At 57.5% G+C, this 14,385-nt stretch carries 14 protein-coding genes; 2 read left to right on the top strand and 12 right to left on the bottom strand.

Annotation, left to right across the window (positions count from 1 at the left end):
* Positions 1-78: 78 nt before the first annotated feature.
* Complete coding sequence (locus VMV64_RS13125) at positions 79-1,215, bottom strand: MFS transporter (protein WP_325331043.1); 1,137 nt, start codon at positions 1,213-1,215, stop codon at positions 79-81.
* An 860-nt stretch (positions 1,216-2,075) separates the two neighbouring features.
* Here VMV64_RS13125 and VMV64_RS13120 point away from each other — a divergent pair.
* Together VMV64_RS13120 and VMV64_RS13115 are read left to right on the top strand one after the other, a co-directional pair.
* A complete protein-coding gene (locus VMV64_RS13120) occupies positions 2,076-3,287 on the top strand; it encodes an MBL fold metallo-hydrolase (protein WP_325331041.1) in 1,212 nt (403 codons plus the stop codon).
* An 83-nt stretch (positions 3,288-3,370) separates the two neighbouring features.
* Positions 3,371-3,946, top strand: coding sequence for a DUF4143 domain-containing protein (locus VMV64_RS13115; RefSeq protein ID WP_325331039.1), 576 nt, complete (start codon positions 3,371-3,373; stop codon positions 3,944-3,946).
* 321 nt (positions 3,947-4,267) lie between these two features.
* Here the strand turns inward: VMV64_RS13115 and VMV64_RS13110 are convergent, their stop codons facing one another.
* The 11 genes from VMV64_RS13110 to VMV64_RS13060 form a co-directional block, all read right to left on the bottom strand.
* A complete protein-coding gene (locus tag VMV64_RS13110; RefSeq protein ID WP_325331037.1) occupies positions 4,268-4,657 on the bottom strand; it encodes a hypothetical protein in 390 nt (129 codons plus the stop codon).
* 21 nt (positions 4,658-4,678) lie between these two features.
* A complete protein-coding gene (locus tag VMV64_RS13105; protein ID WP_325331035.1) occupies positions 4,679-5,380 on the bottom strand; it encodes a hypothetical protein in 702 nt (233 codons plus the stop codon).
* 110 nt (positions 5,381-5,490) lie between these two features.
* Complete coding sequence (locus tag VMV64_RS13100; RefSeq protein WP_325331033.1) at positions 5,491-5,982, bottom strand: hypothetical protein; 492 nt, start codon at positions 5,980-5,982, stop codon at positions 5,491-5,493.
* Between the two features lie 346 nt (positions 5,983-6,328).
* A complete protein-coding gene (locus VMV64_RS13095; protein WP_325331031.1) occupies positions 6,329-6,865 on the bottom strand; it encodes a DUF2058 domain-containing protein in 537 nt (178 codons plus the stop codon).
* Between the two features lie 408 nt (positions 6,866-7,273).
* Positions 7,274-7,552 (bottom strand): hypothetical protein, encoded by a 279-nt coding sequence (locus VMV64_RS13090; protein WP_325331029.1) that lies wholly within the window; start codon positions 7,550-7,552, stop codon positions 7,274-7,276.
* A 405-nt stretch (positions 7,553-7,957) separates the two neighbouring features.
* A complete protein-coding gene (locus VMV64_RS13085; protein WP_325331027.1) occupies positions 7,958-8,809 on the bottom strand; it encodes a spermidine synthase in 852 nt (283 codons plus the stop codon).
* Positions 8,810-8,869: 60 nt separating this feature from the next.
* On the bottom strand, positions 8,870-9,403 hold the full coding sequence (locus VMV64_RS13080) for a YkgJ family cysteine cluster protein (protein ID WP_325331025.1): 534 nt from the start codon (positions 9,401-9,403) through the stop codon (positions 8,870-8,872).
* A 92-nt stretch (positions 9,404-9,495) separates the two neighbouring features.
* Complete coding sequence (gene hflX / locus VMV64_RS13075; RefSeq protein ID WP_325331023.1) at positions 9,496-10,851, bottom strand: GTPase HflX; 1,356 nt, start codon at positions 10,849-10,851, stop codon at positions 9,496-9,498.
* A gap of 265 nt (positions 10,852-11,116) precedes the next feature.
* Positions 11,117-12,961: an adenylyl-sulfate reductase subunit alpha gene (aprA, locus tag VMV64_RS13070; protein WP_325331021.1), complete on the bottom strand. Its 1,845-nt coding sequence runs from the start codon at positions 12,959-12,961 to the stop codon at positions 11,117-11,119.
* Positions 12,962-12,979: 18 nt separating this feature from the next.
* Positions 12,980-13,432, bottom strand: coding sequence for an adenylyl-sulfate reductase subunit beta (gene aprB / locus VMV64_RS13065; RefSeq protein ID WP_325331019.1), 453 nt, complete (start codon positions 13,430-13,432; stop codon positions 12,980-12,982).
* Positions 13,411-14,181: an adenylyl-sulfate reductase gene (locus tag VMV64_RS13060; protein ID WP_325331017.1), complete on the bottom strand. Its 771-nt coding sequence runs from the start codon at positions 14,179-14,181 to the stop codon at positions 13,411-13,413. Before VMV64_RS13060 ends, aprB begins: the two co-directional genes overlap by 22 nt.
* Positions 14,182-14,385 lie beyond the last annotated feature (204 nt).

The following is a 14,385-nucleotide window of genomic DNA, read 5'->3' as shown; positions in this document are numbered from 1 at the left end:
TAATTTATGGAATATCCGGGCTTAGTAAATCGGATAGTTGCACAAGGAAAACGGGGCGCGCCACGTTTCCTTTACAAGCTACAACCTCAACTTCCAAGCCACCAACCCAAACGCCGCCAAGGCAAAAGCCGCCGCAATGGTAAACGTGACATTCGGCCCCAGCGTTTCCCAGGCCATGCCGCTATACAGCCCGCCCAGCGTCCCTCCCGCCCCGAACGACACGCTGTTGTAGAGCGCCTGCCCCTGGGCCTGATGCCGGCCTTTGAAAAAGCGGTGCACCATTTCCACCGCCGCCGAATGGTAGGCGCCGAACGTGGCGGCGTGGAGCAACTGGGCCGCCACGATCACGGCAATCCAGCCCACCCCCCAGCCGATCATCAGAAAGCGCAACACTGCGAGGGCGAGGCTAGCCAGCAACACCTGGCGCAGTGTGACACTGCGCAGCAGGCGCGGCATCCACAGGAACACGCCGATCTCGCACACCACCCCGAGCGACCACAGCAGCCCCACGCTGCTCTTGGCATAACCGTGATCGACCAGATAAATCGAGTAGAACGTGTAATAAGCGCCATGCGCCGCCGCCATCAGGAAGCCGGCGCCGATGAAGGCCAGCACTTCGGGGCGACGGATGATATGCCAGATCGGCAAATGGTCGGTGTGATGAGGCAGCACCTCCGCCTCCGGAATGTGGCGCGAAAACAGCAGCAACGCAATCACGATGCCCAGCACTGCCGACAGCAGCCAGCGAATCGCCACAAAGTCGAACAGGAAGCCCAACCCGATCACCGCAATGATGAATCCGACCGAGCCCCACAGCCGGATGCGCCCGTACTTTGCAGTCTTCTCGCCGAGATGGCTGAGCGTGGTCGCTTCCACCAGCGGCAGGGAAGCACTCCAGAAAAAGCTCATCAACGACATCGCCACGAACAGCCAGGCAAAGCTGGAACCGAAGAACACAGGAATAAAGCTCAGCAAGCTCAAACCGACAGCAATCTGGACGATGGCGACGCGCTTGCCGGCACGGTCGGCCACCCAGCCCCAGAAGTTGGGCGCAAAAATCCGCATCACCTGCAGCAGCGACATCAGCACGCCGATCTGGAACGCATTGAATGCTAGCGATTTGAGATACAGCCCCCAGAACGGAGCCATCGCGCCGACAAAGGCAAAATAGAAGAAATAAAAACCGGAGAGTCGCCAGTAGGGTAGGGAACGCATGGACGGAATTTTAACACGCCGCAGAGGGGGTGAGGGGTGATTGGGGGACTTGAAACTGACACCCCTGTTTTAATTCCAACTCGCGAGAATTACCGTTCCCGACCCTCACCGGTCTGTCAGCGAGATTGTCATGACGGTCCGCTCCTCGGCCATTACGGACAGTCATCGAATCACAAAACCGTGGTCTGTCCCCAATTGTCCCATTACGGACAGTCATCGAATCCCAAAACCGTGGTCTGTCCCCAATCGTCCAATCAATTGTTAGGATTTGGCGTCACGCGGGGGATACTAATAAGGTCAAGACCTGACTAGCCACCGCCGAGCAGCAGGCAGTCATCTCGCTGGACTGGCTTGCCTTGGCACGGACCTTGATCGACCTGGACGTACCTAAAGAAGCCAGGCGCTGCCTGAGGCAAGCGGAGAATCAAGCGGACGGGACCGCGTGATGTGCCAATGCGCGTTGCGATGGCTGGATTTAGGGCATGCGATGATTTCACATCGCCTACTGAAAAGTGCGGAAGCCATAGCGAGAAATGCCGAGGATTGGCTCTACTTTGCTCTGCCGAGCAGAAGATGGAAGCACTGAGATTGGCCGCTTAAGTGGCCACTAGGACAACCTCAGCCATGGCCTTTTTGCACAACTTGACGGACACAACCACCCTTAGTGGATGCCCAGAGTGCTAGGACCAGCTGGTAATTATCAGTTCGTGCGGCTGTCACCCCCCTTATGGAAGGGGGGTCGCACCATCGCCCTAAAGCCTCATGGTCTAGCCATGGGGGCCGGGCGCCAAAGATCCCCGCGCCAGCATTGTCCCAGCGTCTATAGTGAAAGTAATTCTATTTCAGGACAGGAGGAAGATATGACCACGCGCAAGATCCCTGTTTGGAGCCCGGCGGAACTTCACCGTCATCTGAACGAGGGTAGCCGGTTATCCATTCTGGACGTACGCAATCAGGACGAATTCGATACCTGGAAAATCGAGGGCAAGGGTCCGATCCAGACCCTCAACATACCCTACTTCGATCTGCTGGACCTGGAAGAGGAAGACGAAGAAATCGCCGCAGCGGTTGCCCGCGCGGTCCCGGATCGGCTAAAGGACAGCTTGCCCCGGAGCGGGCCGATCCTGGCGGTATGTGCCAAGGGCGACACCTCGGCCCATGTTGCCGAGGGGCTGCGGCGGCTCGGCTATCAGGCGTTCAACCTGGAAGGCGGCATGGCGGCCTGGGGCGACCACTACGAAATGCGCGCCGTGGAGGAGACCCCGCGGTTCACCCTGCTCCAGATCAGCCGACCGGCACGGGGCTGCCTCAGCTACCTGCTGGCCAGCGGCGGCGAGGCCATGGTAGTCGACGCCGCGCGCCACATCGAGGTCTACACCCGAATCGCCGCCGAGCGCGGTTGGCGCATCACGACCGTGTTCGACACCCATCTTCAGGCTGACCATCTGAGCGGCGGGGTGGCCCTGGCGAAGTCGATGGGGGTGGACTACTGGCTGCATCCTTATGACAGCATCCATCCTGATGACCTGCTTCCGGCGACTTTTTCCTTCCGTTATCTGGAGGATGGAACGGCATTTACGCTGGGTGAGGTGAACGTCCGCGCACTCCATCTCCCCGGCCACACCCTCGGCATGACCAATCCGCTGGTGGACGACCGCTTTCTGCTTACCGCCGATACCTTGTTCATCGGCTCGATTGGCCGGCCCGATCTGGGCGGACGGGCAAAGACCTGGGCTCCCCTTCTTTATCGTTCGCTGCAACGTGTGCTGACCTTGCCCGACCACACCGTCGTGCTTCCGGCCCACTTCAGCCACATGCAAGAGGCAGATGATCAGGGCTGCTACTGCGCCACCATCGGTGCGCTGCGCAGCCGCAACGAGGGTTTGCGCATGTTGAGCCAGGGACTGGAGGTGTTCACCGCCTACATCCTGGAACACCTGCCGGAACATCCGCCGTCCTACGACGACATCCGGCGGGTCAACACTGGCCTGCTTCAGGTAGACGAGGCGAAGGCCAGCGAACTGGAGCTCGGAAGAAACCAGTGCGCCCTCTCGCACGGGAAGACAGGGTAGCGTCTGGCGGGGGCGGTGATACAGAAGCGGCTGCAACACGACGGGTCAAATTTGCATGTTTGGTCAGGCGCATTGCCGATAGAATGTCATGGCACATCCTTGCAATTCATGGAATGAAAATCCGTAATTGCAAACATGATAGACAGAATACTCAGCACTCAACTTGCCGATGCCATAGCGCATTCTCCCGCCGTGGCACTGCTAGGGCCGCGCCAATTGGGCAAGACCACGCTGGCTTTGGAGATAGGCAACGGCGCCGCCTGCCACTCTGGCATGCCAATTTAGGTAAGCGGCTAGTCAAATCCCCCAAGGTTTATGTGCGCGACAGCGGCCTGGTTCATGCCCTGCTTGGCATTCCAGACAAGGAATCCCTGCTCGGTCACCCCGTGGTCGGCCAAAGTTGGGAGTGCTTTGTCATTGAGAACCTGATCGCCGCCGCGCAAGGGGGCGGCAAAGTCGACGTACAAGCCTATTTTTACCGCACCAGCGGCGGTGCCGAGATCGACCTGCTGCTGGCCTGGCCGGATGGCCAATTGTGGGCCATAGAAATCAAGCGCAGCCTTGCTCCAAGGTCGAACGCGGCTTTTATGCCGCCTGTACCGATCTTAAACCCGCAAGAAAATTCGTCGGTTATCCTGGCCAGGAGCGCTATCGTTTAGCGGAAGATGTCGAAGCCATTTCGCTTGCCGATATGGCGCAGGAAGCTCGTGATTGATTAAAGAAAAAACAAATCAAAGCTGCATTTCACTATTTCACTGCCTTGGAGAAATGCGGCCGATGTCCGCTTTGGAGGGCCATGACCAGACGGGCGCTTTGTGCCAGTTTCGGTCATTCGTCCCACATTAAATGACAGTCAGAAAGCTGCCGAACTACAGACATTCGTCGTTGGAATTACTGAAAGAGTTTTTCTAAAGCCTCAACGTTTAAATTAGGGGGGCGCGGGTTAGCGCGTCCCGCTTGAATGATGGGGTTAAGTATATTCATTGAGCGAATGGTGTGTTGAGTGTTCGCTTTCCGTCCCGTTTTTTCTTCTCAATGAGTTCCATATTGTTCATTCCAGAAAACATAGATTCATCGTTCTCGAAGGCGGCGTGGCTTTGGCGTTCATCGTTAAATTGGGGATCTATTTCATAGAGATAACCACGGAGGCCGTCGAAGGCCTCAAGAACGAGGTCTAGTTTTTGGTGCACATGCTTTAACCGTTCGTTTAGATACCAGCCATGAGCAAACCAAAGAACAATAGCTGTAGTAACAATTGTTTTTTCTATGCCGGTTTCAAACATCATTCCCCCCTTAATATGCCCATCGTCTGAATAACCGGCCTGCGCGGCTTTTCGCGCAGGCCCGGTTGACTTGCCGGGTAAGCCCACTGGATAGGCAAGATGATCTGACTATAATGCACGTTGGTTCCAAACCGACGGATAGTTGGCCTTGATGTAGGACAGGAATTCCGCACCATGCTGGGTAATGCGATAGCGTAGGATGTCCGGCGGGCCTTCGGCGGACAAGACCCCAAATGCAACCAAAAAATTGACGTAGTCTCGCAACTGATATTCGGTGCGACCCACAAGAGCTTGGTGTGCAGAGTGGAACGGAGCTACTTCTGGAAGCGTAATGCTCTCAGTTGGACGGGATGCAAGGAACTCTAGAAGAGAGATCTGAGTGCCGTAGACGGAATTAAAGAGGCGCTCATAGTTGTAACTTAAGAAGAGCCTCTTATATTCAACTACCGTTTGAATGGGGTTATTCTTTACGTAGGTAATCGCCAGTTGGGCCTGCGGGTCATTTTGAAGCTCAGGCGGCAGAGTTGCATGTTCTGGGGTTGCTGCGCCTGCAACCTGCGTCGATTGAACCTTGGCTGCTTGAGTAAGACGATCCTCTGTGCTGCCCTTTACTTCTCGCTGTAGCTCAATCGGAGGGGCTGCCTTAACAGTTTGCCCCAGAACATTGGCCTCAGTAGCGCGATTCAGAAAGCCCTGAATGGCCAACCGAAACCGCGCAAGGATTACGAGTGCAATGACGAGCGCGATGGGCGGCCAAGAAAAAAGAACTTTGGCGTATTCGAGGAGAAGTAACCAGTTGAGTTCACACATGGCGGCTATAGCGGTTCCGAAAAGTGGGCTAACGTTCAAAGTCACCGGCCTGCGCGGCTTTTCGCGCAGGTCCGGTTGAATGATTGGTTAGCTGCGTTGTAGTGGTGCATCTAGCCTTCACCTTGCAACGCACTAAAGCGCACTGAGGACAAGTGTAGGGCGTGCTCACGACTTGTTCCCCAAGAGTGCGGAGGGCAAGACTCCAAAAGGGTAGGAAGTGATGAAATTGTGATCTGCGCGATACGGCTAACATTTTCTGCAAGAAGGTATTGCGGCAGAGACTCATTGGACCATACCGCAGCACCGTGAACGAACGCCTTACCGTTTGATTCCCGTGTGTGGCAAAGAAAGCCGACATCATTTGCAGTCAGATCGCGGTCAAGTTCTGCTGGCGTACGCCACTTGGATGAAATGGAGAAATGAAGCTCAATCTCGGACAGGGGCTCCCCTCCGGACAAGTGAATTCTTGTGTCGCGATCAGCGAGGAGGACCAGCTTGAGACTGTTGATTGCACAGGGAAGGCCGCCATGCACTTCAATCTCGGATGACATTGATGCCCGCAATACGCTGAATGAGACAAGCATTGGAAACTGAATCGTCATGGCGCACCTTTTTGTGAAGCGGCTAACAGTTATTTTACTGCCCCACCGGTCAGTACTATTATAAGTTATAAGGCGGGCTGATTATTGATGGGCTGTTGATTCATAGCAACCCCATAAATTTCTTTGTCCGCATATGATGTAATAGTACAGCCCGATATATCTCGATGTCTGTTTTATGATGTTGAACTGACATTGGAGAGCAATGTGATGACGGTCTCTTCGGGGTCGGGAGTACGCATTGGCAATTTTAGAAAGCGGCCGCTTGCGCTGCCTTCAACACAGCACCGCCAAGGAATATCTGAGCGGCGGCTCACGGCACGGTCCCGCGCAAGGCAGGCCACCCGAGCTACCACATCAAGTCGTCCGGGATCTGGAAGGCGGCATACGGATCGTTCGCATCGATTTCGGTGCTGGTCTTGTTCACCCGAATGACGAGCGAGGCATCGCGCTCGGCGATCTTGTCGGCGATAACCCTGGGTACCAATTCGGTGGTGCCGCCCTGGCAGACGATCACCAGGCGGCCGGCCGTTAAATGCGCCTGAACCGCGGCCGACACATACAACCGTTCGATCTTATTGTCGCGGGTAAAATTATAGGCGATGTCGCCGTTGCCCTTGCTTTGGCGATTCTCTTGCACCATCTGTGCAATTTGCGCCACGATCGCCTTCTGGGTGGCGGCCGCATCGCGCTGGGCGTTGAGTTCGCGGGCCCGCTCGGCATTCTTGCGTTGCGTTTCGAGTGCGGCCAGGCGCACTTCATCGACACTGTGCGTACCGGTCCGGCGCTCGACCTTCTTCTGCTTGCTCTTGTCTTGGTTGGCCAGTTTGACTTTGTTTTTGTCGACTAGGCCGGCTTTCAAAAACTGATCTTGCAAAGAGGCCATATGTGCTACTCCGTAGAGGGTCCGCTGGCCCAGACAGCGGCGCCGACTTGGCCAGTGAAAAGACGCTATCATAGCAAAAGTCGACTCTGCATATCTGTCGGCTTTTTAAGGCGATCGGTTGTAGTGTCTTCGGTAACGAACGCCCGGTTTGTAATCGATAGCAGCCAAATTCAGCCATGAGCCCCACCGGCGGCTATGGCCGAGGAACGGTCACTTCCTGCGGCAGCCTTGACCGGCATGGCACACTGCCACCAGATAGTTTTGACATTACGCTGCCCTACAGCGGACGGTCACGAATACCTCATCAGACAAGGCCAGTGTTTAAGATCACAATTTACGACCTTGAAAATTCTACAAAAATGAAAGCCTCGCATCCCTGCGAGGCTTTCATTTTTGTGTGCTTGCGTCTCAATGGTGCAGCGCTTTATCCAGCGAATGGAGAAACTTCTCGGCGTCGTGTTGTGTGACGTGATATTTCACGGTTGGGCCGGTCATCAATTTGGCACAGGAGTTCACCAGTTCCATGGCGATCGGATATTTGCCGATGGCGATGGCTTCTTTTAGGGCGGTGAGTCTATTGCCTGCGTCTTCCAATGTAATGCAGAAGTGGTGCGCGTCATCGGTGATGCTGATGCTTTTGATGCCTTCGTGAGTAACCACTTGGCAGTGGAACCGTTTCTTGGACATTCTCTTCTCCTGTGGTGCTACATGGTTTGGGAATGCGCGGCAGTCTGCGCCCCGTCAACTTGTGTGTCAAACCGCGGCTCTGGAGCGTTGGTATCCAGTCACTTTGGTTTGTTGCAGCGGCTACAGTGCCGGGTGTTCTTCGGCGAGCTTAAAGAGACGTTTACTATGCCGAAAAGCGATGCAGTAAAGGCGCCACTATATGCACCATTCTTCAGTGCCGGCCGTTGGTGCATCTGGATGCCACCGGCAGCTAAGGCAGAACTCCAGCCCATTCGAGTAATCCCGGCGCCCTTCCGGTCCTCTGCCAAAGCCGCTGCTTGAGTTCATACCTGTGTCAGGCTGCTTCGGACAGTGAATCGGCCATTCGAAAACACCTAACGTGGGCCTAAGCGATTGCCAGGTGAATCAATACCTACGCCCCGCTTCTTGGCGGGCCAGACCGAGCTTGGCCGAGCGCTCGATTTTTTCCAGGAAGGTGGGAAAGTCCAGTCCGTACTTGGACCGCAATTCCTTGGCCAAGCCTCGCAGCCGACGCCAGTTGGGCTCGAACATCGGATCCCTGAAGGCCAGCAGTACATGGTTGTGGTCCTCCCGCACCGGGAACACGATGACCTGATCGTCGAAGACCTGCATGACCACCCCGATCAGGCCCGCATAGGTCTGCGCGTCTCCCGCCAGATTCACCACCAGCATGCCGCTTCCCGTCAGCTTGGAGCGGGCTCGTTCGAAAAATTCCTGGTTGGCGAGACTGGGGGCGAAACCGGTGCTGTCGAAGGCATCCACCAGCAACACGTCGATTCCTTTTTCCGTTTGCTCCAGATACGCTGCACCGTCAGCCTCCTGCACCTTGAGATTGGGCCCATCAGGTGGCACCAGAAAAACGTCCCGCAATGCGATCACGTCAGGATTGTTTTCCAGCACGGTCATGTGCGTAGCCGGCAGCCGATAGTGGCAGAACTTGACCAGGGAGCCACCACCGAGGCCGATCAACAACAGCCGACGCGGCCTGGAGCAGAACAGCAGGAAGGACATCATCTTTTGCGTGTAGCGCAGGTCCAGGTCGTTGGGCGCGGCAAGACGCATGGCGCTCTGGGTCAAGCGTTCGTTGAAATGCAGAAAACGCCGCTCGCCGTCGTCCATGACGTAGGGCTTGGTGTAAGTCTCGTCAAGCAACTGTGATCGCAACGCCTCCGCACAGGCCCAAGGCGGCTCCAGCATTAGCACCCGGCCACCGTAGGAATCGAAGGGGCTGGGCATTTCAAACCAAGTAGAAGCGGCTGACATGGAGGTCGATGGGTAGTGAGGTAAAGACAAGAATCATACGGCGCAATGCGCTACGCTTATTGGCGCCCTACTCGTGCCATCCCAACGCTCGAACCAGTCGGTCAACGAGCGGATTTCGCCAAGACCTGCAAGCTGGTGATCAATGGCATCGTGATTACCCCACACTACGGCGATCAAGGCGCCGTCGGCTACCCGAGATTCGATGTCGTGGCAATAAAGCCCCAGATCGCGCTGCACGTAGAAGCCGTAGGTGCGACACGCTACTGGACGCTGAGCATAGACAGGGCAGGCGCCGGTAGAAAGATCCAACAGTGGGCAGATAATGGGGTGAGGCCGCTGATTGCTCAAGGCGGCCATGTTCCTGCGAATTTCCTGGAATCGTTCCGCCGATAGATCGGTCAAGCCCTCCCGCAGCAGGTTCCATTCCGCTACCGTCAGTTGTGGCACGTCGGCGAGCCGCCGGCAACAACTGTCGCAGCCTTTCCCGCACTGCCAGTCGGGACGATCCCCCCGGATGGTTTGTACGCGCACGTCAATATCGGCATGAAGTTGGGTTAACGTGGTCATATTTATCACTTAGATATGTATCTGTGGCTGTGTCGCCTTCGCGCGTGTTTCCATGAGCGGCATACCCAGGAAGATCGGGCCAAAAGTGGAATTCATTCCGCCTGGCCGAACCGCTCGCACAGGCCCTTCACAGCCTCGCTCTCGCCGCGTATGCGCAGGAACGCGCCTTCGCCGTCGGCACGCTCCTCCAGCACCTCGCAACTCGCGAAGATTTCGCCGCGCAGTTGCTGTGCCGACCAGGGCAGGAAAAGCTCGGCCTCAACGAGGCCCTGCCGGAAAAACGCGACTATCGCCTCGCGCAGTTTTGCGACGTCGGCTGTGCGGCGCGCGCTCATCACGAGGCAATCGGGGTACTGCGCGCGCAGCGCCGCTTCGCGTTCGGCTTGCGCTGCTTCGTCGCCGACGTGGTCGATCTTGTTGAAGACGCGGATGCGCGGCACGTCCTTCGCGCCGATCTCGGCCAGCACCTTGTCGGTGACCTCGAGTTGCCGTTCGAAACCGGGATCGCTCGCATCGATGACGTGGAGCAGCAGCGACGCATCGAGCGCCTCCTCGAGCGTCGATTTGAACGAGGCGACGAGCCCGTGCGGCAGGTTCTTGATGAAGCCGACGGTGTCGCTGACCAGCACGCGCGGCCGGCTCTCTGGCTGGAGGGCGCGCACGGTGGTGTCGAGCGTGGCGAAGAGTTTGTTTTCGACCAGCACCTCGCTGCCGGTGAGGGCGCGCATCAGGGTGGACTTGCCCGCGTTGGTGTAGCCGACCAGCGCCACGTTGGCGAGTCCCTGGCGCTCCTGCCGCCGCGCGCGCTGCGTCTTGCGCTCGACGTCCATCGCAGCGATCTCCAGCTGCAGTTCGGCGATGCGGTCGCGGATCTTGCGTTTGTCCAGCTCGGTGTGCGATTCGCCGGCGCCGCGGCCGCCGGTGCCGCTGCGCTGCCGCCCTTGCGGCCCGGCGAGCTTCGCCGCCTCGCGCAGGCGCGGTGCCATGTAGCCGAGGCGGGCGATTTCCACTTGCGCGCGCGCGGCGCGGGAGCTGGCGTGACGGTGGAAGATTTCGAGGATGACCATGGTGCGGTCCATCACCTCGCAGCCGACCTCGATTTCGAGGTTGCGCGCCTGCGACGGCGAAATTTCGTGATCGACGAAGACGGCGTCGATCCTGCCGGCATTGGGGTCGGCGGCGGCCTGTGGCGTATGCTCGAAGGCGACGGGCTCGGGCACGTTGTCCACGAATTCGCGGATCTCCTGCCGCTTGCCGGCGCCCAGGTAGGCCGTGGTGTCGAAGCTGGAGCGCTTCTGCGTGAAGGTGGCGGTGATCTGGTAACCCAGTGTCTTTGCCAGATCGCGCAGCTCGGCCAGCGACGACTCGAACTCGACGTCGCTTACGTTCGGCAGTTGCACGGACGCCACGACGGCGTATTTGGGCTTCTCTTTGACTTCTTTTCGCATTCGGGGATGGCTGCTCTTGAGTGGGAGAAGCCGGATAGTATAGTACCTGACTATGCAATAGTCGCCGGCATTGAGCATGCACAGCCCAAGCCTTCGGCCCGGCGTCATTCCCGCGAAAGCGGGAATCCAGAGAGATAAAAATTCCACGTAGCGGACAAGACCTCGGTCTGTCCCGCTACGCGAGGTCATTCAAACAAACTGGATTCCCGCTTTCGCGGGAATGACGAAACTAACGGATAGCCTGGTTTCAAATCGTATCGCCCGCTCACACAATGATCTGATGTACAGGCAGCTTGCTCATGTGCCATTCACCGGTCTTTGCGTCGTATTGCGACGCGGTGAAGGCATGCCAGTCGGCATCGTTCAGTTGCGGATAATCGCCACGGTAATAGTATCCTGGCCATCGGGTTTCCTGCCGGTACAGCGTGTGCCTGAGCACCGCCTCCGCAGTCCAGACCCGGTGGTTGAGCTCCCATGCCCGCTGGAGTTGGTGGAGATCCTCGGCACCGATATGGTCTAGATCCTCCTTGAGCATGGCCAGCAGCTCCATGCCCCGGTTGAGCATCGGTTCGCTGGTCACGTAAATGGTACTGATGCCCCCGGCGTACTCATCCATGATCTTCTCCAGCCTCTGCAGGCCGTGAAGAGGCGATATGTAGCTCGGCGCCACGCTCCCGGCGACGATCTCGTTCCTGCCGATTTCATAGTTTTCCAGCGGCTTGAATATTTCTTCCTGGAGCATCCTGATCTGCGCTTCGTCCACCTGCGGCGTGTTCCCGGCCATTTCCATGACATACCTGACCGCCGCTTTCCCCGCTATCCGGCCCTCCGTAAAGGAACCGGACGAAAACTTGTGGGCGGAACCGCCTATCGTGTCGCCGGCGCCGAAGAGACCTTCAACCGTCGTCATCCTGTTATGTCCCCACTGGTAGTCCGCCGGGGCGCAGTCCTCCGGCCCGCTGGCCCATGCGCCGGAACAGGTGGCGTGGGAGCCCATGACGTAGGGTTCGGAGGTGATCAACTCCGACGATTTCTCCTTGGGGTCGATGTTCTGCGATGCCCAAACCACAGCCTGGCCGACCGTCATGTCGAGAAAGTCTTCCCAGCCGATCGCCTCCTTCTCCTTGGTATCGAGAACCGGCTGGGTGTGCATGTAGATGGGGCCCTTGCCGGCCTTCATCTCCTGCAGCATGGCATGGTTGCGCAGGCAGGTCGGCATCGGCTTGGCCTCCGCATATTTGCCGACCAGGGATTTCATTTCCTCTAACCGGGCGGCGATGTAGTTATCCCCGTAGGCGTTGGTGTCAGTCGCACCGAGCAGCAGGAACCAGGCGCCAACCGGGCCGTAACCATCCTTGAAGCGGGCGAGAACGACGCGATTCTCCATCTGGATCATTTTGGCGCCTGCGCGCAAGACGAGGCCGTAGGCCGAAGCGCTGCTCCACGGCGCATACCAGGTCCTTCCCGCGCCTTCGCCTATCGACCTCGGCTTGAAGATGTGCGAAGCGCCGCCGGCGGCGACGATGACCGCTTTCGCCCTGAACACGTAAAAACTCCCATCCCTGACGTTGAAGCCGACGGCACCTGCGACTCGGTTGGGGCGAACCTTGTCCATCAGCAGATGGGTCACCATGATCCGGTTGTGCACTTCGCTGGCGGACTTCCTGGCGGCCTCGGCGATGATCGGCTTGTAACTCTCGCCGTGTATCATGACCTGCCATTTTCCTTCTCTCAGATACCTGCCGGTCTCCGGGTTCTTCATGATCGGCAGGCCCCACTCCTCGAACATGTGGACAGTAGCATCGACATGCCGGGCGATGTCGAAGATCAGATCTTCCCTCACCAGCCCCATCAGGTCGGCGCGTGCGTAGCGGACAAAGTCCTCCGGCTGGTTCTCGCCCCAGCGCATGCCCATATAGCAATTTATCGCCGACAGGCCGTGGGCAACGGCACCGCTCCTCTCGATGTTGGCCTTTTCGACGAGGGTGATCTTCAAGTTCCGCCCCCAATATCTGGATTCGTAAGTGGCGCCGCAGCCGCCGAAGCCGCCGCCTATGACCAAGATGTCAGTATCCACGAACTTGGTTTTTCTGCGTGAAAATAGGCCCATGGCATCTCCCAGCGGCGGTTAGTGTTGCGGCTCGACAGGCGGCAGTGCAGGAAGCACATCCACCTTGAGTGCCGCAGGCTCGTGCGCGAGCATCTGAGAGCTCAGCGCATTTGCGTCGGGCGCCTCATAATCGGATGGCGGCTTGATGGAACCCCAGGGGGTTGTCCTGATCGGGAAGGTGAATTCCTTCACCCGCCCGTCCCGGTACCTTATCTTCCATGAGATGGATCCATTGGCCTCTTCCCTGAGTACCCTGACGCTGTGGCCCAGCGGGGCGAAGTCCGCAAATCCTCGAACGTCTATCGCATGCTGCGGGCATGCCTTCACGCACGAGTAGCACTCCCAGCAAAAATTTGGCTCGACGTTGTAAGACCTTCTGTAGACCGGGTCTATGTGCATGATGTCGGAAGGGCAGATATCCACGCACTCTCCGCAGCCGTCACATCGCGTCATGTATGTGAATGTGGGCATCGCTCACCTCCCGCCGTTGTGGGCGTTGGTAGATCGGAGGAGCCGTCTGCTTCCTCCACCCTTCTCTGGAAGGCCACTACGGGCTTGTAGAACATATGGGCGAACTTGGACCAGGGAACGGAAACAAAGAGCAGCGTCGTGAAGAAGAGGTAGATGCCGGCGAATACCTTGGTCGCAGCAGTGTTCTCCGCCATCTCCACGACTTCCAAAAGAAGTGCAAACGTTACACTTGCGAGGAGCGTGACGATGAATAGGTCTGCACGCACCAGCCGCCAAGGTGAATGGCCGTCGTGGACTACGTTTACCCTGAGAAAGAAGAAAAACCAGTAACCCCCAACAAGCGTCATCAGGACGCCGATGTTCCACAGGATCGGGAAGATAACCGGCGTACGCGTGTCTGTTGGATAGACGAATACCAGCACGATGGTCGTGATTAAATAGAGCACGAAGCCATAGAACATCAGGACATGGGAAATTCTTCTGTACCTGTTGCAGAATTCGCCGAAAGTGGCGATGTCGTTTACGAGGGTCCTGGTCGCGATGGCGGCCATACCCACGGTGCTGAGTTGCTGCTTTGCGGCAGCCTTTGCTCGCTTCCTCTCTTGCAAGAAGAATTTGGCCTTCTTCCCATGAAGAAGGTCGAATGCTGTGCCAATGGCAACCGCGATTATCATCAGAATGATATAGCCCTGCATGACGGCAGGGGACACGAAGGCTGTCAGCGGGGTGAACGGATTGGTAGTGAACACATTACCTCCCAATGCCAGCCGGCGTCCTCCTGAAGAGGCAGAGGCGCCTTGTCTTGCAGGCGAAGCCTGAGTTTGGATGTTGCGGCGCTATGGTTGCCTGGAGTTCCAGTCCCTGCGCCAAGGGTAAGAAAAGTGGACCACTTTATTAAAACTAGCACTTATAGAGGTCATGTCAATCCCCAATCAGTTAACGCAGGGAAAGGC

Source organism: Sulfuricella sp., assembly GCF_035531155.1.
Classification (GTDB): Bacteria; Pseudomonadota; Gammaproteobacteria; order Burkholderiales; family Sulfuricellaceae; genus Sulfuricella.
This window is presented reverse-complemented; position numbering and strand designations above follow the sequence as displayed.

What these genes read in the sequence shown, in the direction of transcription:
- VMV64_RS13080 (WP_325331025.1), bottom strand. Translation starts at nt 9,403, where the DNA reads ATGACCACGTTAACCCAACTTCATGCCGATATTGACGTGCGCGTACAA.
- VMV64_RS13095 (WP_325331031.1), bottom strand. Translation starts at nt 6,865, where the DNA reads ATGGCCTCTTTGCAAGATCAGTTTTTGAAAGCCGGCCTAGTCGACAAA.
- VMV64_RS13105 (WP_325331035.1), bottom strand. Translation starts at nt 5,380, where the DNA reads ATGTGTGAACTCAACTGGTTACTTCTCCTCGAATACGCCAAAGTTCTT.
- aprA (WP_325331021.1), bottom strand. Translation starts at nt 12,961, where the DNA reads ATGGGCCTATTTTCACGCAGAAAAACCAAGTTCGTGGATACTGACATC.
- VMV64_RS13090 (WP_325331029.1), bottom strand. Translation starts at nt 7,552, where the DNA reads ATGTCCAAGAAACGGTTCCACTGCCAAGTGGTTACTCACGAAGGCATC.
- VMV64_RS13085 (WP_325331027.1), bottom strand. Translation starts at nt 8,809, where the DNA reads ATGCCCAGCCCCTTCGATTCCTACGGTGGCCGGGTGCTAATGCTGGAG.
- VMV64_RS13125 (WP_325331043.1), bottom strand. Translation starts at nt 1,215, where the DNA reads ATGCGTTCCCTACCCTACTGGCGACTCTCCGGTTTTTATTTCTTCTAT.
- hflX (WP_325331023.1), bottom strand. Translation starts at nt 10,851, where the DNA reads ATGCGAAAAGAAGTCAAAGAGAAGCCCAAATACGCCGTCGTGGCGTCC.
- aprB (WP_325331019.1), bottom strand. Translation starts at nt 13,432, where the DNA reads ATGCCCACATTCACATACATGACGCGATGTGACGGCTGCGGAGAGTGC.
- VMV64_RS13120 (WP_325331041.1), top strand. Translation starts at nt 2,076, where the DNA reads ATGACCACGCGCAAGATCCCTGTTTGGAGCCCGGCGGAACTTCACCGT.
- VMV64_RS13115 (WP_325331039.1), top strand. Translation starts at nt 3,371, where the DNA reads ATGTCATGGCACATCCTTGCAATTCATGGAATGAAAATCCGTAATTGC.
- VMV64_RS13100 (WP_325331033.1), bottom strand. Translation starts at nt 5,982, where the DNA reads ATGACGATTCAGTTTCCAATGCTTGTCTCATTCAGCGTATTGCGGGCA.